This is a genomic window from Methanosarcina flavescens (assembly GCF_001304615.2).
GTDB lineage: Archaea > Halobacteriota > Methanosarcinia > Methanosarcinales > Methanosarcinaceae > Methanosarcina > Methanosarcina flavescens.
In genome coordinates this window covers 2943076-2964300 of sequence record NZ_CP032683.1, presented here as the reverse complement: position 1 = coordinate 2964300, position 21225 = coordinate 2943076, and the positions used below count along the sequence as shown (strand labels likewise).

Sequence of the window (21225 nt, the reverse complement as noted above, 5' to 3'; positions counted from 1 at the left end):
ACATAATAAAAGGAAGTATAGAAATAAAAAAGGTATCAGGAAAAATAAAAGGAAACAGAGATTTATATTTTAAGAATTTCCCTTTCTTTAAGATCGTTTTCACATATTTTTAAAAACTTGAAAACTGTTTTGTCGTTTACTCTTGTAATTCTCCCAGTAGAAATTAGTTTTCTTACTTTTAAATATTCAACTAAACTAACATCAAATCTTTTTAAATCTTCAGAAGTTAATTCATAAAACCATCTTTGAAATAAAAAGAAGGGAATTAAGATTATTTCTTCCTGTTCAGGCTTTTTATTCATGTTCAACATATTTTTATCTCCCCTTTCTGGCTGTCTATGTATTCCATTATTTTCTTTGTACTTTCTAGATTACCATTAAGGGCTTTTCCTTCTCTGATTTTTGCTTTTATTTTCTGCAAAGTTTTTTCAGGAATTCCTTTTTCTTTTCCCTCTTTTTCCGGCATATTCAATACTTTTTCTCTCTTTTCGTCAGTTAGTAAGATAGGTTTTCTTTTTACGTCTTTGCCTGTCCTTTTCAAAGTTCTTAAGCATCTTACTGTATATTCCGCCAATTCTTCCTCGTTGGGATTATATTCTTTATAAATCTCTATTTGGTTCTTAATCCTTGCAATATCCCCTTTTCTTGTTTTTCCCTCTCTATCTGCTTTCTCGCACTCTTTTTCTATAATATATAACAGATTCTCTTTCTCTTCAAATACCTGTATATCTTCTTCTTCCTCTGCTTCTATTCCTGTCTCATCTACTGAAGGTATCTCTTTTCCTATCGTTTTAATATCTGTTATAAAGATATCTCTACGCTTAAGCAACCCTCTTTTTCCTTCGAATTTTATTTCAGGGTGCCTGTAATAATCAAAGAAGGTTTTATCCATTGGTTTAAAGTATTCTTTACCTTCTTTTATTTCTCCGCTTATGTAATCAATAAACGGATACTTTACCATCTCTTGAGGGTTTTTCCTCATTGGTGCAATAGGAAAAACATCTTTATCCTTCCTGTTTCCTTGATTGAAGAAATTAAACGGCTTTATTTGTTTTTCCCATTCTTTTCCTTCATTAAATGTTTTAAATCTGTTATGTGTAGTAGGTGTTCTGATGGCTACTTTAGCAATTTCAAATTTGTTACCATATTTTAAGACAATATCCTCATGGTCAAGTTTCCCCATATGATAAAGAATAAGATCTTTCCATAACAGGGGATGCCAATGCTTATCCTCTTCCGTAATCTCTTCTTTGAATATGTTTGTTATATGTCCCATTCCGTGAAGTTTCCCTTCCATTCTTGATATATCAGGGATGTTTTTTTCATCAAGTGCAAACACTACATACCTTTTAGATGAAATACCAAAGAAATACTGAACAGGTGTTTTCTCTCCGGTTTTTTCATCTTTTACCCTTTTGAATTTATCCTCAACTTTTAGAAGTTGAGAAACGTTCTCATAAGGATTTAATGGATTAAAGAAATCTGAAACCTCTTCCACTATTTCCGGCGGGACAAAAATGCTATCCGTATCCATGTAATAGTGAGAATTCCCCAATTCTTTCACTTTGGTCTCCGCTATTGCTAGCATAAGTCTTGAAGCTGCTGTTATTGTGCTTCCTATCAGGGGGTTAAAATATACTCCTTCTTCCTCTGATCTGCCAATAGAAGAAAATTTTTTATCCCCCCTACATACTACTAAAGTTTTTTCTGTCTTTTGAGTTATTAATTCTATGAATATTCCATAACCGAGAGCATTAGATAAGATTTTTAACGCTAACTGTAGACCATCTTTTTCTGAATACTCTGGAGAAGTCTGCTTTCCTTCGTTTTCCAGCTTCTCCATTTCGTTTTTAATTTTCTGTCTTTCCTCAACGAAGAATTTAATCAGGTTATCTTTTTTCGGGTTTATCTGATACCCTAGAATTTTCTGAGATTTCAGGGTTTTTTGTGGTCTTCCTGCTTCGTATTTATAAGCCTCTATTATTTCGGGAGTTTTGCCAGTAAGGAGTTTACTAGAAACAATATCAGGCAATGCAAACCACATTTCATGGTTTGAGGTCAAGTATTGAAGACCTACTGTTTTTTCCCCATTTTCATTATAACCCGCTCTAAGGGGTAAAATATCCTTATCTGGTCTTACCTTAACAATACCTACTAATTGCTTCCATGTCTCAGGATTAACCATATCTTCTAAAGTTATTGAATCTACAAATTTTTTAATTTCTTCTGTTGCTTTTATTTCTTTATATCCTTCTGATATCATGTATTCCCATAATCCAAGTAAAACGATAGTAGAGGGATACATAGATGTAAAATCTAAGACTTCCACTGGTTTAATTTCATGCCTTAGTTTACATTCTACCCTTCCACCGAAATAAGTTTCCATTATTCTACCTAAGTTAATGGAAGGGTATTCAGGATTTAAATCTAAAAAGGGCTTTATTCCTAAGTGTTTTAAAGCTGCTTTTCCTATTGAAGCTGCACTATAAATTTTAGTAATTTCCTTTTTAGTTAAACCATATTTATTGAATGTTTCTTCCAGTATGCAATAAACATCATATGTTGCTTTTACATCCCACTGAAGATAATGGAGATATTCATTAGTTATCGTTCCATGTTCTTCGACTTCTTCTTTTTGATGTTCTGTTTTTAGGTTCTTACATACCTGCTTTAGTGAAAAGTGCTGAGTGCCAGACCCAAAGAGCACGCTATATAAATGAGATGAGTCTAAAAAGTAACCTTTAGTTTTCAGTCTAGGGGCTTCTTCTCCTTTTTCGGTTTCAGGATTTACAAAGGAAATAGTCTCCGCTAAACCCATTCTACCAATTTTTATATTTAGAGAGTTTGGGATATGGGGGAATAATAATAAAATATCTCCTTTTGTGGGGTTTCCCTTTACAGTATTTCCCGCTTTTCTGGCTATTCGGGAAACGTCAAAAGGAAGATTAAACCCATTGCATAGGGTTTCTTTTTCATATACTTCATAAAAGAATATATTTTCTATAAACTGTTTTGTGGTGTATAAGGGAATATTTTCCTTTTTTGCATACTCTTTAAGTATCTGAACTTCTTCATAAGATAATGGATTTTGTGAAAGGGTATTTTGCGGAATGGTAAAGCGGGTATTTACATCCAAATTGTTCTCAGGCATAGGATTATAAAAGAATCCGCTTTCCTGCAAAATGCCTTTTTCGTGAATTTCGAAATATCCTACTTTTAAATTCTGGAAAGTGTCGCTAGTTGTTTCAGTATCAAAAGTTAAAACTCTGGAATGACGGGGTTTAGTTTTCTTATTTGGGATAAATGGTTTTCCTTTATTACCCTCATTTTTTCTTTTAGTTTCTATATATCCCCTACAGTAAGCTGTTTTGTCTTCCATGCCTCATCATTCCCCTTGTTTACTAATTTTGTTAAATTCTTCTCCAGTATCCTTTAGTACTCTTCCCATCTCGTTAAATAGAACTCCTTCACTTATTAACATAAAATTTACTAAATCGTTAATCGTTGCATTTTTCGATCTTCTTTTAGGTGTAATTTTGTTTTGTTCATAAGTAATTTTATAGTGACAGTTTTTGCAAAGTAATACTGTATTAGGTGAAAAATTTTTACCATCAGTGTGATGCTTTTCTAATAATCTATTGTCATTTACTCCGCAGAGGACGCATTTTTTATCTTCTTCAGTATATTGAGATACATTATAAGGTTCCTTAGCAAGGTTTATCCCTTCGGGAACTATGTTTAGCTCCTGTTGCTTAGTCATTTCAAGCAATATGTTACCAAATGCCTCTGCAATTTCTCCAATGACCTGAGAAAACCCACCCATCATAAATAATATGAGTTTTTCCAAGCTGTTAGGGGCAGAGATTTCAACTATTGTTTTACGTGGAATGTTGTCCTGTCCATGATTAGTTATATAAAGACAATTTTTGCAGAGTAACCTTATTGCAGGTGGAGAGTTTTTACTAAAGATACGATACAATTCTATTATTCTGCTATCGGTTTCTCCGCAGAGTTCACATTTTTTATCTTGTGCCATATATAACCCTGTAGACATCGTTTGGATTAGCTGTTTCAATTATCTCTATGTCTTTTCTACTTGTTTCCAGACTCCATTTATTTCCTTTTGCGTCAACGATTACTTTCCTTCTATAGAGTTTTTTAAACGCTTTTTCGTCTAGTTGACCATGCAAAAGTTTCTTAACGTCATTAAAATATTTTCCAATTAAAGTCCTATCTTTACTGTTTGTTAATGTTATTGTTTCTTCTGTACCGTTAGAATAAATGTTCATTCTAACCTCAATTCGATCTGTTTTTCTGGCTTTCCATCCTTTTCCGGTTTTATAGAGAACATTTCCTAAACTTTTTCTTACACTCTTTTCCGAGGGGTTATAGCCATACTCTTTAGCCTTTTCAATACTTTTTGAAAGGGTTAAGCCCTCGTTTCTCATTATTTTTAACACCTTAAGGCTTTCACCTCTTTCTGTAAATTCCTTTTCTGTTAGTGCTGAAACTGGTTTAAGACTTAAATCAATATCAGAAATTTTTAAGGAATTTAAAAATTTTAAATTCCTATCTGGAAAAACTTTGTGTTTTCTGATAATTTCCTGAGCATACTTTGAAGTCCTATCGCCTGCTTTTAGCCATTCCCCATATGTTCTAAATTGGGCTGAAAAAATTGGTCTGGGCATTATTAACAGCCCCTACCGATAACTGGGGATATTTGTTTATAATATCTGATTTTAACTTTTGTTTCTTCCATTTTCTTTTCCTCCTTTCTGAAATTTAACCAAAGCTTCCGCTAGCCAATTTTTCAATCAACGAAAAATTAAGTCAGACTACTTTTTTCAAATTATATTTGTCACAAAAAATAACACAACAAAAAGAATCCATGCTACAAATACTCTGATAAGAACTTTATCCATTTTATTCCACTCCCTGAGGGTTTAAACCATAGAAAATTTTTCCACATTCCTTACATGCAAACTTTTGTTTCTTCCCATGTATTGTAATATCATACCCTCTCTTCACAAGATCGCTTGATCCACAAAATTTACAGCTTTTTGGTTTCACTGTAAAACATATTTTTAATACCATTCTATCAATCTCCTATACTTTCTTTCATTACTCCTACTATTCCCGCAGAGAATATAAAGCTCTTAGAAGCGGGGTGAAAGTATTCGATTATTAGTTAGATTTCTAATCATTAATGCAAATTTTAAACATTTCATATAAATTCAGATTTTTTGATGTGAGAATATATTATAAATTATTAAGAAAATTTGCGAAAACTACATATGCCTACATACTTAAATTTGTTAACTTGAAAATAATTTAAGCGCAAGTTGACAAAAAGTGGATTAATTATAATAGTTAGGTAATGCCTAACTATTTTAGAAAAGATACTAGTATTAAAAAGATATTTATTTGAATATCACCAAACAACCAAACAATCTAATAAAAAGGTAGAATTTAGATTGATTAAAAAGCTAGTTACCTTAAAAACTTATGTAACTCTTTTTGATTACCTATTTCCAGATTGTGGTTTTCATTATTTTAGTATTACTCGTTTGAAAATTTGTGTTAAAAACGATAGAATATTACGAAGTAAAAGAAAAGTATGTTTTTATTCAATTGAATCTTATAAAACCCCCCAAAAACGAAGAGTATCTATACCCTATTAATACTAATCCCCTTTTTATAGAAAGCACCTGGCTTTAAGGATACCTTAGTTTATATCCCTTTTATCTTCCTTTCACTTTTCCATTTTGATCTGAGACGCCCCTGTTTTGCCTTCCTGATCATGAAATTTTATTATTCCATCATTAAAATTCAGGATGTGCAAAAAATGTCGCAGGATCATGAGGAGTATGACTTTAAGAGCAAGATTGCACAAACACTTAACTGAAAAATTTAAGAATGAGAAGAAATCTCAGGCAGAATAAATCTATTAAAGAGTTTTATGTTCAAGCTAATATTTTAACTTTCCAAATCCCAGAAAATCAGAGAATCTGTAGTTTTTACATTATAATAAGTAAAAAACGGACGGTTTTAACAGGTTAAACGCAAACTTAATCTATTTTCATAGTAAAAATAATAGTGTGAATAGTGTGTTTAGGTAAATATATCACGCAAGTTTTTAAATTTCCTTCCCGGAAACTAGAAGCTTCTTCTTTATTATAGATATAAAATTTTTATTAATAAATAAAGTTAAAAACAAAAATATAAAAGTGCAGTACTTAATAATGAATAGCTCTTAAAAAGATTTGGGATTAAATCCTATGCAGAAGGGACATAAAAAACGATATATTAGAGAAAGAATATATAGATATACAAAAACTGGGTTTGAAGTAAAGTAAAATTGTTCATTGGATATCAATTTTTTATATCCATCTCCGTCAGGACGAATAAATTTACAAATCTATATATAGAGCTATAACTTACATAGTTTACTACATCAGTAGAGGTGGCAATCAATGGTATCCATCCGAGCTAAAATTAAATCCAGGTTAGAGAAATTTCTTGAAGTTGATTCCAATGGATATCGAAGGGCAATCCTGTGCATCTTCATCAAGGTAAAAAAAGCGACTATTGACGAGCTGCATGAAATGCTTACGAGTAAGTATAATGTAACAAGGAATACGGTCGCATCCATGGTAGGGTATATCCATTCGAAACTTGGAATTCTAAGGGCGCATAAAGAATCCTATAAAACCCCAATGGTTTACCTTCTGAGAGAGGAGTATATAGATCTGCTCATGAAGATTGTAACCTCATCTAAGACGTCAGCCGAATCTACGGCTTGAGAAGTTTACTATTTTACCCCCAACTGCTTGATGGACAATGTCAATCGTTAAAAACGCACCCAGAACAGCGACGACTATTGTGGTAAGATCGGATGCCAACACCCGCATAAGTAATTCAAGAGACCCTTATTATACCCTTATGCGGCGTATTTTTCAAGAAGATGCTACGGCTATCAGAGGTCAAAAGTTTCTAACAATAATTGAAGAACGTCAGGCTGCAGGAAAAGCCGTCCGGACTGACGAATGGAAGCTCCTTCTGGAAGAACTCCAGATAGGGCGTGCCTCATTTTATGCGATGCGCAATAAACTGCTTGGAGCCGGGCTTATCTCTATAAAGAATAAGGAGTACAGGCTCTCAGGTCAATTTTCAAAAGATCTTATAGATATGGCTCGCTGGTGGTGGACTGCAGTTCTAAATCAGCCCGAAGAAAACCTGTAAGAAGGGATTCCCCTCTTATTATTAAATTTTAAAAGTTTAGCCCCTTCAGCCGAAAGATATATATACGAAATCTTCCTTTAGAAGATACGCTTGAGGGCAAAAGAAATGCGCTCCACAGCGAAAAATAATCGAAGCCCGGTAGTGTAGTGGTCAATCATGCGGGACTCTGGATCCTGCAACCTCGGTTCGAATCCGTGCCGGGCTATACACATTATCTAAGTAAACTTTTTTCTATTCTAAGGTAGAAAAATCTTTCTCCTATTTTTATACTTTACTTTTATATCAAGCATTTTTCTCTAATGTCTCATTACCTGCCATCGTTTCTGCACAGCACGGACCAGTAATATAACGCTTGCCAAACGAGGTCTGTCCGGGTAATTAAATTCCCTCTTTCAGACTTATCTGGCCTCGGTTTCTGTTGGTAAAGCAGTTATTTGTGACCTGATCGCTTCTCGCCAGCGCGCCCCTAGCACATACAATCCAATAAAGCCTACTACAACCCAGGTGGTGATCGCACCTAGCCCAAGACCCATAACTGGAGTGAGAACCAGGGACAACCCATTCCACATTGCGTGCAGAACGGAGACAAACAGGTATGCCCCAATCACCTGCAGGTTAACCCGGAAGCAACAGTCTTTGCTCTCACGGAAGAGTACACTGGCTAAAATTGCTGTCCATGTCCCGTGTCCCAGTGGGGAAAGCAGACCGCGGAATAAAGTCACTTCCACTGTTGCCGAAATGCTCCCCGAACTCATCAGGAAGCTCGTAAAGGCATAACCTGTACTTTCAAGGGCTGCAAACCCCATCCCTACTGCCGCCCCCAGGATCAACCCATCCATTTCTTGGTCATGTCGCTTGTGGCGTGCAATCATCACTACCCCAAGGATTTTAGCAAATTCCTCAACGAGCCCTACTGCCAGAGTCTCTCCAGGATTATACCGGATAATAAATAATGGACCTAAAAAAGAAGTGGCGATAATAGCCACCAGCCCACCGTACAGGAAAGCCAGGGAGACGGTCGGCATCTTAAGGCGGCTAAATTGCCTGCGTTCGTATAAAAATGCGACATAGGCAACCGGGACTGTAAAGCTGCCGACCATCACCAGGCTGGGGAACAGGTTGGGGTTGCCTGTCAGCAACAACGCCACCAGTAAGAGAATGTAAAAAACTGTTGCGGATGTTAAAACATTTAGCCAGGAATTTCGCCGTGTAACTGGTTTAGGTGATTGATCTTTTGTTGGGTTATCTGTAATTTCCCCCCTATCTAATATCCCCGAATTCTCTTCCAAAATACGCCTCCTAAGTGTAAACAGTTTATTCTTGAGCTCAGGTATCAACTCAGGACAGTACGAGAGCGTACTATAAAGTAAAAATAAGTAGACAAAATTCCCCCTGCCTACCTCTTATCTCAATTACTCCATGCAAACATTATCAGGTTCATCAAAACTTTGAGCTGGATTGCTTTCAACGGGTTGGGACGAGCTAATGCATAGATATTTCTGTTAATCTTTAATGGAAAAACCGCCAAAAGCAACGAATCCAGTGACTATAAGGTCAGGTTTCTCAGTGTTGCTTTCCCTGCGTGCTGAACTCCTTGGTCTTTCATCCTCGGCACCGCCCAGTATAGGCAGCAAATCCATTTCGACCAGCCATTTTTCAGGGATCTTTATATCGACGCCGCCAAACATGGAGATCACATTCATTCTTGCAGGTGGACTCTCAATAATGGAGTCCCGAAGGTCAAGATCTACTCCTCCGAAAATCGCAGTTATATCCCCGCCCTGGAAATTTTTGGAAACATTAGTACTTTCCACACCTCCAAAGACTACAAATAAATCTATAGTTTCGGTACTCTTTCTGGAAACGAACGAGCGCCCCCTCCTATCGGCAAGAATCCCGATTCCCATAAAGATAATCGATAACGGCCACCAACTGGCAATGATATTCCAAGAAATCAAGTTAAGCACAAGTAGCTGAAGGGTCGTGAAGACTACTATTAGAATGATAGGGCCAGATAAACTGGAAAGTTTGCTTTTCCAGAGTGCATATAGCCCGAGTAAGATAAATAAAGAAGGAATGTATTTGAGCAGTTGGACTGTATCATATATCCCGGTAGTTCTGAACAGAAGTAGAACCCCGATAATCAGTACGATAGCCCCAAATATCGTCTGGTATGAGATTTTAGCCACTATTATCCCCTAAATTTAAATTTTAAGTTTACCAAAGCATTATTCAAATTTAACCCGAGTATGATTCAAACCAGAATATAGCCCAGATTTATTGAGTTTAACCCGAATCTAACCTGAATTTCATCCGGGTATAATCGTACAATTAAATCTACAGTTTTTTCAGTTTTAATTCTGGAACTGTCGAGCTGTTGGGAATGATATCTGATATTACGGTAATTCGTATATTCTAGTAATTAGTATAAAGTTAAGACTTGATAATAATTAATCTTTTATTTTGTTTAAACTATTCTCATTGACGATTGCATATATAATTACGTATTAGTTTGAGAGAATTCGATCAGTAAAATTAATACAATAATTGCTTTTCTTTAAGAGCTGTGAGGTCTTTTCTTCAGGAGAGGGGGTTTTCTTCAAGAATTGGCATCCTCTCTATGGCTTATAATTCTCCACCTCTCAATTCTGCGATATATTGATCATATACTGCAGTTGAGCCGCCTGAAAAGCGTGCAATGTAATAGTCTGCAACAATACTGGCTTGCTGCTCGCGGTTATACTCACGGAAATGTTTTTTTGCACCAAGCCTGTATGTGTACCCCTCGCCTATCTGAGCAAGAAATGCTTCAACAAGGTATTGCGAACCTGTATGTTCCATCTGTGCGACATGGGTTAATTCATGTATAAGCCATTTCATATCTGCGTTGCCTGGAGCAGTATTAAGCTTTCTAGAGAAGTTAATTGTGTGGAAGGTTGAGACCCCCATACCCGAACATCTTTTTAACTTCGCTCTCATCCACGCAATGAATGAAGCTTCGTCAATACGCACCCTCTGGTAATCGATTTTGTTTCCAAATATGCTTCGAGCTTCCTGCTCCTCTATTGCTGTTAGGTTCCGGGTATTAAGCTTGACAATTTGCCATAAGCGGTCCATAATCTCAGGAAAGGCATAAAAATCAAGAATTTTTGCAATAATACGGCCGACATATATAGCAAAGAATAACAATCCCCGTTGTATCAATCGTAGAATCCCTTCTATCTGCTAGAGCAAGTTTTTTACAGCTTTCAAACACTTACTCTATCCACAAATTATTTTTTGGGCTATTTGTACTCTTTGTTCCTTATATTACGCTACACTGAAATATATCTTATAAATCTTATAATTCCGAGCTTTAAAAACATTTTAATCTTCTTAGTATATTTTTACGAATGAATTAAGTATTTTATTTATTACAAAAACATTTTTGAGCTTGTTATGCACACAGGTTAAGTGACTGGAAGGTCTTAGCAACTTAGCTATCAGAGCTTACAACCTAAGAATCTTAATTTTTCTTATTGAAAATTGAGCCTGTACCATAGCTTTTTATTTATATTTTACTATTAATAGTAAAATATATCCCGATCTGGGTAAATAAAGGGTACAATTAAAGGTTGATGCTGGTACATGATTCGGAAACAAACTGGCAACGATTGAAACCCTACAATAGCTTTTTGGCACCAACTTTCCTTAATTTTTTCCCAGTTTTTTTCGATAACTCATACAATTATATTTATAAATAATTTTAAATAGCATTGAATACATTAGATCTAATCAGTATTTTATTACACACTTTGTTGAAGCTTAGCAAAGTGAATAATTGGGTGAGTAACATAAACTTATAGCTATTTAGTAATCAGCTGATTGTCAGTAATTAGCAGGAGCTGACCAGTAAACCATATTTTACAAATTCTTAGCTATATACTTTCCACAATACCCGCTTTTTTGGGTAAATATATATAGCTTTAATTTAAAGCCCTGATAAAATTTATCTATATATTCTATAAGTATTTCACTAATATATTGTTATGGGGAATAATAGCATGTAATTGTGGAAATATACAGGAAATATACACTGGAAATAAAATACAGAATTAATTAGACTTAGTTACTTTGATTTTGGGGGTATTAATTGAATAAACAACTGAAAGTATTATTTATAGGAACCTATGTTCCAAAAGAATGTGGGATTGCCACATTCACAGCCGATCTTTTAAATTCAGTATCCATGGGATACAATGATGTTCATTGTGAGGTAATCGCTTTGAACGATCCCTCTGAAACCTATAATTATCCTGAAGAAGTCGTTTTTCAAATCCAGAGGGACAGAATCGAGGATTATTACCGGGCTGCAGATTACATAAATCAGTCCGATATTGATATTGTATGTCTTCAGCACGAATTCGGGCTTTTCTGGGGAGACGCGGGAGACTACATTTTTGCTCTGCTTTCAGGAATCAACAAACCTGTAATAAGCACGATGCATACTGTAATCCGGGAACCTGAACCTGAGTATAGGGTATCCACTGAAAAGCTCATAAGGTATTCCGAAAAACTAATTGTAATGAGCCAGACTGCAGTCGATATGTTAAAAGACGTTTACAAGGCTCCTGCTGACAAGATCGAATTGATCTTCCATGGAGTGCCTGACTATCCGTTCAACAACTGCGATAAATATAAAAAAATGTTGAACCTGAAAGGAGCTCCGCTTGTCCTTACTTTCGGCCTGCTAAGCCAGAATAAAGGCATCGAGAGTATGCTTGACTCTCTTCCCGAAGTCGTAAGCCAGTATCCTGACCTTGTTTACCTAATACTGGGTGCCACGCATCCGATGATTAAAAAGAACTTTGGAGAAGCATACAGGCAATACCTCAAGAACAAGGTCTCAGAACTCGGGCTTGAGAAGAATGTAGTGTTCCATGACAAATTTGTCGAAAAAGAAGAACTCTGTAAATATATCCTTGCCAGTGATATTTACGTATCTCCTTACCTCTCCAGAGAACAAATAGTAAGCGGAGCTCTGACCTACGCAATTGGCATGGGAAAAGCAATCATTTCCACTCCTTACTGGTATGCCCAGGAAATGCTTTCCGATAATCGAGGTTTGCTTGTAGATTTTGGGGATACGAATGGCTTTAGAGATTCTCTTTTGCACTTGATAGAAAGCCCAGAAGAGTGTGATAGTATGCGCAAAAAAGCATATGATTTTGGCAGAAAGATGACATGGAAAAACGTAGGTAAGCAATATAATACAGTTTTCACCAAAGCCTTAAAGAGCTACAGTGCCTATTCCAGCACCTCAAACAGATTTAATTTCCTTCCAAACCAGTTGCCTGAAGTAAAACTTGATTACCTTAAGCTGTTGACTGATGACGTGGGCATTATACAGCATTCCAATCTTGGTGTACCGGCTCGCCATCACGGGTACAGTACTGATGACGTAGGCCGGGCTCTTGTTGCACTGACACAATTGATAGACAATCAAAAGAAAGCCGAGGAACTATGGAAGTTGATTACCACATACATGAGCTTCCTTGAACATGCCCAGACAGATACAGGTCATTTCCATAATTTCATGAGTTATAAAAGGGAATTTCTGGATGAAAAGGGCAGCGAAGATACTCTCGGACGTGCCATTTATGGGCTTGGGCATGTGATAAGCTGTCCTTACCTCTCGAGAAATATGCGCACCCTTGCTCATACCCTTATAAGCAGGGCCATGCCTGAGATGGAGAAACTTAACTATCCCAGAGCAAAAGCGTATACTATATGCGGTTTATATGAAATGCTCAGAACAGGTGTAGATGCCGATGAATTCGAACCGGTATTTAATTCGCTCAGGGATGCCGTGAAGCCCATAGACTCCCTTGTAAGTAAAGATGCCTTTGAATCAATTTTTATCAGCCACGCTGATTCTCTCGTCGAGTTGTACGAGGCTAACCATAAAGAAGATTGGAACTGGTTTGAACCTATAGTAACTTATAGCAATGCAAAATTAAGTGAAGCCCTTTTACTGGCTTATAATTACACAAAAGACAGGACTTACAGGAAGGTTGGGCTCGCTACCCTGGATTTTCTTACTGAGATCCAGTGGAAAGGCGATTTTTTTGATATGGTTGGAAACGATGGCTGGTACTACTATAACGGAGAAAAACCGATCTTTGACCAGCAGCCCATCGAAGCAGGTTATCTAACTCAGGCTTATGTTTCGGCTTATGAAATTGTGCGTGAAAGGAAATATCTTGAGCTTGCAAAATACTCTTTTGAATATTTCCTCGGAAGAAATCGTTTGCGAGCTGTCATGTATGATTATTCCACAGGCGCGGTCTGTGACGGGCTCAACCGCGATGGTATGAACTGTAACCAGGGCGCAGAATCCGTAATTTGCTTCCTTATGGCTTTAAGTTCTTTAAACAAACGCATGAAAAAAGCTTTCAGTACAACATTACTGCAATCCAGAGCAAGTGGCGAATTGGATGATGGAGCTCTGCAGAAAAGAAAGAGCCTTTTGTCAGCAAATCAGGCGGAGTGAGAAGGAATATGATCTGGAAAGACCATGGGGAGCTATTTGTAAGATACAACAGAAATCCTATATTGACTGTTGATGATTGGCCTTACAGGGCGCACTCAGTATTCAACCCTGCAGCTGCGATAGTTGATGGTATAACCCTGTTACTGGTGCGTGTTGAGGACCACAGGGGATTTTCTCACTTTACAATCGCAAGAAGTGAGAACGGGATTGATGACTGGGAAATTGACCCAGAACCAACTTTTTTTCCGGACCCTGTAAACTATCCTGAAGAAATATACGGTATCGAAGACCCGCGCATAACTTACATTGATGAGCTGGGAAAGTGGGCTGTGGCATATACGGCTTTTTCTGATTCCGGTCCATTAACTTCGCTTGCCCTTACCGAGGACTTCCGTAATTTTGAACGAATAGGAGCTACCCTGCCGCCTGAAAATAAGGATTCTGCTCTTTTTCCTACAAGAATTAATGGCAAGTGGGCAATGCTGCACAGGCCCGTATCTTTAATAAGCGGTGCAAAGGCAAATATCTGGATATCCTTTTCTCCAGATATGAAATACTGGGGAGAACACGAAGTTCTGCTATATGCTCGAGAAGGCGGATGGTGGGACGCCAATAAGATAGGATTATCTCCGCAACCTATCCGTGTATCTGACGGATGGCTAATTATGTATCATGGAGTGCGCCAGACAACGGCTAAAGCAAGTTACCGGCTTGGACTCGCCCTCCTTGATCCCGATGATCCCAGAAAAGTGCTCCACAGATCAGACGGCTGGATTTTCGGACCGCGTGAAATGTATGAACGCAGCGGGGATGTCAACGACGTTGTTTTTCCCTGTGGATGGGTTCTTGTAGATGATGAGCTCCGCATTTATTACGGAAGTGCCGATACATCCGTATCCCTAGCTACTGCAAATATCAACGATGTCCTGAGATATATACATCAGTGCCCTGAGAAACAGTGTCCTGACGAGTATTGCAGGTGGTTTGAAGAGGATGTAGAGGTCTCTACCGATCCGAAAAGAGGATACTTGAAATTGAAATAAAGTTGAAGACTAAAAAGGTAAATAAAAATCAAAAGTTGAAATTCAAAAGATAAAAATTAAGTCTGGGATATCAGTGAATTTGGGGGGTGTTAGTATAAGAATTGCGATGTTATCTCCGATTGCCTGGAGCACGCCACCAAAAAAGTATGGCCCCTGGGAGTATATAGTATCTTTATTAACTGAAGGCCTGGTAAAACGGGGGATTGATGTTACATTATTTGCAACAGCAGATTCTCACACCAAAGCAAAACTTCATGCTGTAGCTCCGAGACCCTATGAAGAAGATAAGGATATGCTCGTGAAAGTGTATGAATGCCTGCACATATCAGAAGTTTTCGAAAGAGCAAAAGAATTCGATATAATCCACAACCATTTTGATTATCTTCCATTGACCTACAGTGCACTTGTTGATACACCTGTCGTAACAACCATCCACGGCATTTCTTCACGGAAAATTCTGCCTGTCTATAAAAAGTACAATAACAGTACTTTCTATGTGTCAATAAGTGATGCCTACAGGTGTCGTGATCTGGACTATATAGCAACGGTTCGGCATGGGATCGATATAGAGAGCTTCCATTTCAACGAAAAACCGCAGGATTATCTTCTTTTTTTATCACGCCTGCATAGGGACAAGGGCGTAAGGGAAGCAATAGAAGTTGCAAAAAAGACCGGTAGAAAACTCAGAATAGCCGGTTTCATTGCTGATCAGGCTTATTTTGAGAAAGAGGTTCAGCCCTACATAGACAATGAACAGATCATTTTTGAAGGGCATGTTGACCCTGAATATAAAAAGGAACTTCTGTCGAATGCATATGCTTTGCTGCACATGATAAATTATGATGAAGCTTTCGGGATTGGCGTTGTTGAGGCTATGGCAAGCGGGACGCCGGTGATTGCAATGAACAGGGGCTCAATGCCTGAGCTCATCCGAAATGGAGAAACCGGTTTCCTGGTCAGCAGCGTTGACGAAGCTGCAGAGGCTGTGCAAAATCTTGATTCGATATCCCGCAAAGCCTGCAGGGAAAGTGTAGAAAAGCACTTTTCTGTTGACAGGATGGTGGATGATTACATAAAAGTATATGAAACCATCCTAGAGAAGCGCAAACGGGAAGAGAAGAGACCCTGGGGCTTTTATGAAGTGCTTATGGAGAAGCCCGGATATAAAGTCAAAAGCCTTACTGTTTTTCCTCAGGGTGAAATTTCACTCCAGCGTCATGCTCATAGGAACGAGCACTGGTACATAGTCAGCGGAGAGGGGCTTGTAACTAAAAACGAGAGTAGAGTAAGGGTTCTTCCCGGAGATTCGGTCGATATTCCGGTGAATGAGATTCATCGAGTTACAAACATCGGTGGTCAAAACCTTATTTTCATTGAGATCTCACGTGGAGACTACCTTGGTGAGGACGATATTGAAAGGCTAGAAGATAAATATGGGAGGACGTGAACAGGTTTCATGGATTCAAAATCTGCGTACAAAATCGTGTACGGACTCTTCTCTTTATCTTTCCCTTTACTGCTTTTTTATCGCTCTTTATCTAATCTTTTCTTTGCTGCTTCTTTTACTGCTTTATCTTTCCCATACTGCTTCTTTATTGCTCTCTAATCTTTTCTTTACTGCATTTTTAAATTTTTAAATTATCCTTTAATTATTTAATCAGGGCATTCTGAATTATTGTAGGAGCTTCTGACCTGTGCTGCTATTTCCTCACCCAGCCTTTCAGAGACATTCTGGATGAAAAGTTCGATATACTCGAATGGTACGCAGCCAAGGCTTTCTTCTCCTGATAGGATGAGCCTGACAAGGTATTCCAGGTCATATCTGGATAGTAGCTTTATTCTCCTCAAGAAGTCCTGGGCATCTTTCGCATAGTGATTTGCCAAGGGAGGGAGTATGGAACGATAAGCCATTCCCGAGCCCGAACAGAGATACCCTTCACATTCCGGGGCAACGGTTTTCAGAATACCGATATCTGTTTCTGAGAGTATTCTTGCCATGTTAATCACCAGTGATAAAGGTATAGAGCTTGTACTTTCTAAATCTTTCAAGATAGTAGTTATAGGCACTGTATTTCAGAAATAATAAATGTATGCAAGTTAAGGTACACAGATAAACATATCCAGATTAAGTACAGATTAAGTACAGATTAAGTACAGATTAAGTACAGATTAAATACATGGATTAAACGCATACAGAAAGTAGGTCTTAGGCTTATCCTGTATGAAAATAATTCTGCTTTTCTGCTATTTAACGATAAGGCTTCACTACCTGAAGGATGCGGCCTGGCTTGTGCATTATAATTCAAGTTTCATAAGGTCTTCAGCAAGAATCACATCTCCTTCAAAGTACCCTTTCAGGCGGTTTATAGTTTCCTTCTCATGCCCCTGCATGTCGGGGTAGAAGTGTGTGAGGCAAATAGTTCCGATTTCTAGATCGGATTCTTCCAGAAGGTCAGCAAGTGTGCTAGGAGTGGTGTGGTTTGTGACTTTCATTCCCTGGGGAAACGAGCATTCGTGGATCAGGAGATCAGCATCGGCTGAGAGCTCTATTATCTCCCTTGAGGGCCCGGTGTCTCCGGAATAGACAAACTCTCCATCCTCTCCTGTCACGCGGTAAGCCAGAGTCGGAACGCTGTGCGAGGCTGCCGTGCAGCTGATCTCACAGTCGAAACCGTCAGGAGTGAACTCTTTTCCCGGGAAGAGCTCGATAACATCCACATCCACTTCTTCCTGAAGATACTCATAAGCGTCGAGCACTTTCGAAAACCATTCTTCGGTTCCTTCAGGTCCGTAAACCTTCATACTGGTGCTTCCGCGGAGCCAGTTTGCCTTGATAAGAGGATGCAGGTCAGCCACGTGGTCAAGATGAAGGTGCGAAAGCAATACCGTATCTACCTCGGTATGGGAAACCCCAGCCTCAGGGAACCTGCTCAATACGCCGCTTCCGCAGTCGATCAGCAGCGGCTTTTCCTCAAGCCTCAAAAGCACTCCTGACTGTACCCGATTCCTTTGAGGGATCGCAACTCCAGTGCCAAGAAATGTAATTTCCATGGGTTAAAGAATAAACTTTAAATAATTTAACTTTATTTAGAGCATGTCCGCATAACGGATTTTTGTGGTTAAAAACCCTGCTTTTTTCTCAAAGCGCGAGGGTTGCCCAGCCAGGTCAAAGGCGCCAGACTTAAGATCTGGTATCGAAGGATTTCGTGGGTTCGAATCCCACCCCTCGCACTAGATTCAATTTTTTCATCTAAAACCTACTGTTCTTTGCTTCTATTATATGGAAACATGTAAATTTTCAATCTTCACAACTTAACTTTTTCATTTCTAAAAGAGAAGAATTGTAACTGGTTAAGTTAGAACTTCAGCTTTATGAGGCAGATAGTGCATTTTTCCAATTTGAGGCAATTGCAATTTCTCTAGGATAGCTTCCTATTTTAACTGTAGCTGTAACAGCATTTGTTGCTGTGTCAATTACAGAAACAGTTTCGCCGGAGAGATCGCTACCCAGGTTTGTGACATACACTTTTTTCCCATCTGGGGTGATTGAAACTCCATAAGGACCATCCCCTGGTACCGTGGCTGTTACGGTATTTGTTGTTGTATTAATTACAGATATGGTGTTTCCCTCATAATTCGTCACATATAACTTTGTTCCATCTGGAGTGATCGCAACTCCAACAGGATCATCTCCTACAGGTACCGTAGCTATAACATTATTTGTTTTTGTATCGATTATAGAGACGTTGTCGCTGCCACCACTAGTCACATATACTTTTTTTCCATCAGGACTAAATGCAATTCCATCAGGATACAGTCCTACATTGATAGTAGATGTAACCTTATTTGTTGTTGCATCAATTACAGAAATATTGTAATAATTAGCCACATATACCTTTGATCCATCAGGTGTGACTGCAACTCTATGAGGGACGCTGCCTACCTTAATTGTATCCATAACAGTATTAGTGCCTGTGTCAATAACAGAGACAGTGACATTTCTAAAGACAGCGCCGTCGTTATTCGTAATATATATCTTTTTCCCATCAGGAGTAAACGCAATTGCATAAGGTGAACTTAATCCATTAATGGTGGCTATAACCTTGCTAATACTTGTATCAATTACGGAAACAGTGTTATCGCGATTGTTTGTCACGTATACCTTTGTTCCATCCGGGCTGACTGCAACCCCCAAACCACTTTCTATCTCCATTGTGTCTACCACTTTGTCTGTTGCTGTATCAATTACAGAGATATTGTTGCCACTGATAACATATGCAAATGGTCCCGTAGTTTTGAATACATCGATTACTCTAAACGTTGAATTAGTACTGTTCTCATTACTTGCTGTAAGGAAAACCGTATAGTTTCCTGCTGCAGAATATGTGTGAGTTGGATTCTGTTCAGTTGAAGAAGCTCCATCTCCAAAATCCCAACACCATGATGTAGGCTTTCCAATACTTGTGTCCGTGAATGATATTGTCAATGACTCTGGAACAGACACCTTTTCTGAAGTAAAAGAAGCAAATGGTCTAGTAAGTCCGGTTACAGTAATATAATGATATTTTGTTATTGCAGCTCTGCCACCGACATTGTACTCATCTAAGCTCACGGTATACTGTCCAGGCTCAAGGTATGTATGCTCTACTGTTTGGTTCTCACCTACACCTAGTTGAGAACCGTCTCCAAAATCCCAATTATTTGCATATCCATTTCCTCCATGGAACGTTACTGTAAACGGTGCATTTCCGGATGTTGCATTTGAGGAAAAAAATGCTGGAGCAACAGATCCATCACCCAACCCAACAAGTACATATCCATACTTACTTGTTGTATTACTGCCCACAGCATTCTTAACAGTTAGATTAACGGTATATCCTCCTCCTAAATCATACACATGAGTTGGATTTTGCTCTGTTGAAGTATTACCGTCCCCAAAGTCCCAGAGCCAGGAAGTAGGGGAACCTGTGCTATTGTCGACAAATGATACGGTTTTTGTGGGAACTGACCCTCCATAAGTGTTAGCATGATATACTTCTGGAGAAAAGAAATCTGCGACAGGGGCTTGTGGAGGAGTGACAATAATATAATTTGATCTCTTCAGCGTACTACTACCTACCGAGTTTGTTATTGTAAGGCTAACATCATATGTCCCAGGTTTTGTAAATGTGTGTGTGGCTGTTTGAGCATGTTTTGAGCTTATACCATCTCCAAAATCCCAGTACCAGGATGTGGGAGTTCCTCCCGTGCTATTATAAGTAAATAATGCAGTTAACGGCACGTTCCCGGATTTAGATGTTATATTGGTAGAAAAAGAAGCAAAGGGCATTGTAGGTCTAGCTGAAAAATCGTACATGTATATACTGCAATAATACTTGTTTTCTTTATCATTTCGATAATCTTCCCACACTATTCTATCACCATAAATAGCAGGGTTGATTTGATCCGATTCATCATTGGTAATTTGAGTTTCTTCTTGTTCAGAGAGGTTGTACATGTATATATCCCAGTTCCCGTTACGGTCATCCTGCCAAACTATCTTGTCGCCGTAAATAGCAAGCCTATCCTTTCGTGATCCATTGAAGGTGAGCTGAGTCTCTACAGAAGTTGAGATATTATACAAGTAGATATTGTTATTTCCCATGTATACAATCCTATCATCGTAGATTTTAGGATTTGATGCTGATCTATCGGTTGTAATCCGAGTCTCGTTGGAAGTAGATAGATTATACATGTGGATGCCATAGTATGAACTTTCAAAGCCAAAGCTAGGAAGGCTAGGCTCGTCCTGCCATACTATTTTGTCACCATAGATAGCAGGGTTTTTGGTTAATTGATTAGCAGTTATTCGAGTTTTATTATAAGTCGAGAGATCATACATGTAGAGATCCTGATATCCACCACTCCGACTTCTCCATACGATATTGTCACCATATATATTCAAAGAGTCCTTTAGCTCTTGGTTTTCTAGATTGGAAATTGGAAGTAGAGTTTTATTGTCTGTAGATATATTATACAAGAAGATATTTTTCTCTCCAGAAATCCAGATTATTTTATCATTATATATTGCAAGATATGAATACCACGGATCTTCAGTGATCTGTATCTCTTTGCCTGTAGACAAATCCAGCACGTGGAGACTCCCATTGAAGAGATCATCCAGCCATATAATTTTATTGTCATGGATAACAGGGTTAAGCCCCCTCTCGCCATCTGGTGTAATTCGAATTTCCTGTCCGGCTGATGCGATTGTTGTGAGCAGAATCAAAAAAGCAAACGCTAACGAGATAGTAAAAAGCTTACTTTTCATTTATTTTCCCCAATCCCCAAAGCTAAGTAAATAATATCTATCTATGTTTAAAATAATAAAAATTAATATTAATTTCATTATATTTGATTATTTGTTTT

The 21225-nt window shown here is 38.1% G+C and carries 16 protein-coding genes and 2 tRNA genes; 7 read left to right on the top strand and 11 right to left on the bottom strand.

Going from position 1 to position 21225, the window contains the following annotated elements; all coding sequences use genetic code 11:
* Positions 1-62: 62 nt before the first annotated feature.
* The 5 genes from AOB57_RS12975 to AOB57_RS12955 form a co-directional block, all read right to left on the bottom strand.
* Positions 63-311 (bottom strand): hypothetical protein, encoded by a 249-nt coding sequence (locus AOB57_RS12975; protein ID WP_054299050.1) that lies wholly within the window; start codon positions 309-311, stop codon positions 63-65.
* A complete protein-coding gene (locus tag AOB57_RS12970; RefSeq protein ID WP_054299051.1) occupies positions 305-3379 on the bottom strand; it encodes a DNA polymerase type-B family protein in 3075 nt (1024 codons plus the stop codon). Before AOB57_RS12970 ends, AOB57_RS12975 begins: the two co-directional genes overlap by 7 nt.
* A 6-nt stretch (positions 3380-3385) precedes the next feature.
* Positions 3386-4036 carry an HNH endonuclease gene (locus AOB57_RS12965; protein WP_054299052.1) on the bottom strand — a complete coding sequence of 217 codons (651 nt, stop codon included), beginning with the start codon at positions 4034-4036 and terminating at the stop codon, positions 3386-3388.
* Positions 4023-4688 (bottom strand): hypothetical protein, encoded by a 666-nt coding sequence (locus tag AOB57_RS12960; protein WP_054299053.1) that lies wholly within the window; start codon positions 4686-4688, stop codon positions 4023-4025. Before AOB57_RS12960 ends, AOB57_RS12965 begins: the two co-directional genes overlap by 14 nt.
* 235 nt (positions 4689-4923) lie before the next feature.
* A complete protein-coding gene (locus AOB57_RS12955; protein ID WP_167829627.1) occupies positions 4924-5094 on the bottom strand; it encodes an IS1/IS1595 family N-terminal zinc-binding domain-containing protein in 171 nt (56 codons plus the stop codon).
* 1379 nt (positions 5095-6473) lie between these two features.
* On the opposite strand from AOB57_RS12955, the gene AOB57_RS12950 reads away from it, so the two are divergent.
* The 3 genes from AOB57_RS12950 (at position 6474) to AOB57_RS12940 (ending at position 7447) form a co-directional block, all read left to right on the top strand.
* Positions 6474-6803, top strand: coding sequence for a DUF2551 domain-containing protein (locus AOB57_RS12950; protein ID WP_054299054.1), 330 nt, complete (start codon positions 6474-6476; stop codon positions 6801-6803).
* A 37-nt stretch (positions 6804-6840) separates the two neighbouring features.
* Positions 6841-7242, top strand: a complete 402-nt coding sequence (locus AOB57_RS12945) for a hypothetical protein (RefSeq protein ID WP_054299055.1) — start codon at positions 6841-6843, stop codon at positions 7240-7242.
* A gap of 132 nt (positions 7243-7374) precedes the next feature.
* Positions 7375-7447, top strand: a tRNA-Gln gene (locus tag AOB57_RS12940).
* A gap of 193 nt (positions 7448-7640) precedes the next feature.
* On the opposite strand, the gene AOB57_RS12935 is transcribed toward AOB57_RS12940, so the two are convergent.
* From AOB57_RS12935 to AOB57_RS12925, 3 genes are all read right to left on the bottom strand, one after another.
* Positions 7641-8342, bottom strand: a complete 702-nt coding sequence (locus tag AOB57_RS12935) for a PrsW family intramembrane metalloprotease (protein WP_226999512.1) — start codon at positions 8340-8342, stop codon at positions 7641-7643.
* A 402-nt stretch (positions 8343-8744) separates the two neighbouring features.
* Positions 8745-9431 carry a LiaF transmembrane domain-containing protein gene (locus AOB57_RS12930; RefSeq protein WP_054299056.1) on the bottom strand — a complete coding sequence of 229 codons (687 nt, stop codon included), beginning with the start codon at positions 9429-9431 and terminating at the stop codon, positions 8745-8747.
* Positions 9432-9867: 436 nt separating this feature from the next.
* Positions 9868-10446, bottom strand: coding sequence for a hypothetical protein (locus AOB57_RS12925; RefSeq protein WP_054299057.1), 579 nt, complete (start codon positions 10444-10446; stop codon positions 9868-9870).
* A 928-nt stretch (positions 10447-11374) separates the two neighbouring features.
* Between AOB57_RS12925 and AOB57_RS12920 the strand changes: the two genes are divergently transcribed.
* The 3 genes from AOB57_RS12920 (at position 11375) to AOB57_RS12910 (ending at position 16264) form a co-directional block, all read left to right on the top strand.
* Positions 11375-13774, top strand: a complete 2400-nt coding sequence (locus AOB57_RS12920) for a glycosyltransferase family 4 protein (protein ID WP_054299058.1) — start codon at positions 11375-11377, stop codon at positions 13772-13774.
* A gap of 8 nt (positions 13775-13782) precedes the next feature.
* Positions 13783-14817 (top strand): glycoside hydrolase family 130 protein, encoded by a 1035-nt coding sequence (locus tag AOB57_RS12915; RefSeq protein WP_054299059.1) that lies wholly within the window; start codon positions 13783-13785, stop codon positions 14815-14817.
* A gap of 73 nt (positions 14818-14890) precedes the next feature.
* Positions 14891-16264 (top strand): glycosyltransferase, encoded by a 1374-nt coding sequence (locus AOB57_RS12910; protein WP_394339695.1) that lies wholly within the window; start codon positions 14891-14893, stop codon positions 16262-16264.
* Between the two features lie 206 nt (positions 16265-16470).
* Here AOB57_RS12910 and AOB57_RS12905 read toward each other — a convergent pair whose 3' ends face one another.
* Both AOB57_RS12905 and AOB57_RS12900 read right to left on the bottom strand, forming a co-directional pair.
* A complete protein-coding gene (locus AOB57_RS12905) occupies positions 16471-16815 on the bottom strand; it encodes a hypothetical protein (protein ID WP_054299060.1) in 345 nt (114 codons plus the stop codon).
* 297 nt (positions 16816-17112) lie between these two features.
* Complete coding sequence (locus tag AOB57_RS12900) at positions 17113-17868, bottom strand: MBL fold metallo-hydrolase (RefSeq protein ID WP_054299061.1); 756 nt, start codon at positions 17866-17868, stop codon at positions 17113-17115.
* A gap of 95 nt (positions 17869-17963) precedes the next feature.
* Here AOB57_RS12900 and AOB57_RS12895 point away from each other — a divergent pair.
* Positions 17964-18048: transfer RNA gene (locus AOB57_RS12895), tRNA-Leu, on the top strand.
* Between the two features lie 139 nt (positions 18049-18187).
* On the opposite strand, the gene AOB57_RS14970 is transcribed toward AOB57_RS12895, so the two are convergent.
* Complete coding sequence (locus tag AOB57_RS14970) at positions 18188-21127, bottom strand: PKD domain-containing protein (RefSeq protein WP_054299062.1); 2940 nt, start codon at positions 21125-21127, stop codon at positions 18188-18190.
* Positions 21128-21225: the final 98 nt, after the last annotated feature.

What these genes read in the sequence shown, in the direction of transcription:
- AOB57_RS12975 (WP_054299050.1), bottom strand. Translation starts at nt 311, where the DNA reads ATGTTGAACATGAATAAAAAGCCTGAACAGGAAGAAATAATCTTAATT.
- AOB57_RS12970 (WP_054299051.1), bottom strand. Translation starts at nt 3,379, where the DNA reads ATGGAAGACAAAACAGCTTACTGTAGGGGATATATAGAAACTAAAAGA.
- AOB57_RS12965 (WP_054299052.1), bottom strand. Translation starts at nt 4,036, where the DNA reads ATGGCACAAGATAAAAAATGTGAACTCTGCGGAGAAACCGATAGCAGA.
- AOB57_RS12960 (WP_054299053.1), bottom strand. Translation starts at nt 4,688, where the DNA reads ATGCCCAGACCAATTTTTTCAGCCCAATTTAGAACATATGGGGAATGG.
- AOB57_RS12955 (WP_167829627.1), bottom strand. Translation starts at nt 5,094, where the DNA reads ATGGTATTAAAAATATGTTTTACAGTGAAACCAAAAAGCTGTAAATTT.
- AOB57_RS12950 (WP_054299054.1), top strand. Translation starts at nt 6,474, where the DNA reads ATGGTATCCATCCGAGCTAAAATTAAATCCAGGTTAGAGAAATTTCTT.
- AOB57_RS12945 (WP_054299055.1), top strand. Translation starts at nt 6,841, where the DNA reads ATGTCAATCGTTAAAAACGCACCCAGAACAGCGACGACTATTGTGGTA.
- AOB57_RS12935 (WP_226999512.1), bottom strand. Translation starts at nt 8,342, where the DNA reads ATGGTCGGCAGCTTTACAGTCCCGGTTGCCTATGTCGCATTTTTATAC.
- AOB57_RS12915 (WP_054299059.1), top strand. Translation starts at nt 13,783, where the DNA reads ATGATCTGGAAAGACCATGGGGAGCTATTTGTAAGATACAACAGAAAT.
- AOB57_RS12905 (WP_054299060.1), bottom strand. Translation starts at nt 16,815, where the DNA reads ATGGCAAGAATACTCTCAGAAACAGATATCGGTATTCTGAAAACCGTT.
- AOB57_RS12900 (WP_054299061.1), bottom strand. Translation starts at nt 17,868, where the DNA reads ATGGAAATTACATTTCTTGGCACTGGAGTTGCGATCCCTCAAAGGAAT.
- AOB57_RS14970 (WP_054299062.1), bottom strand. Translation starts at nt 21,127, where the DNA reads ATGAAAAGTAAGCTTTTTACTATCTCGTTAGCGTTTGCTTTTTTGATT.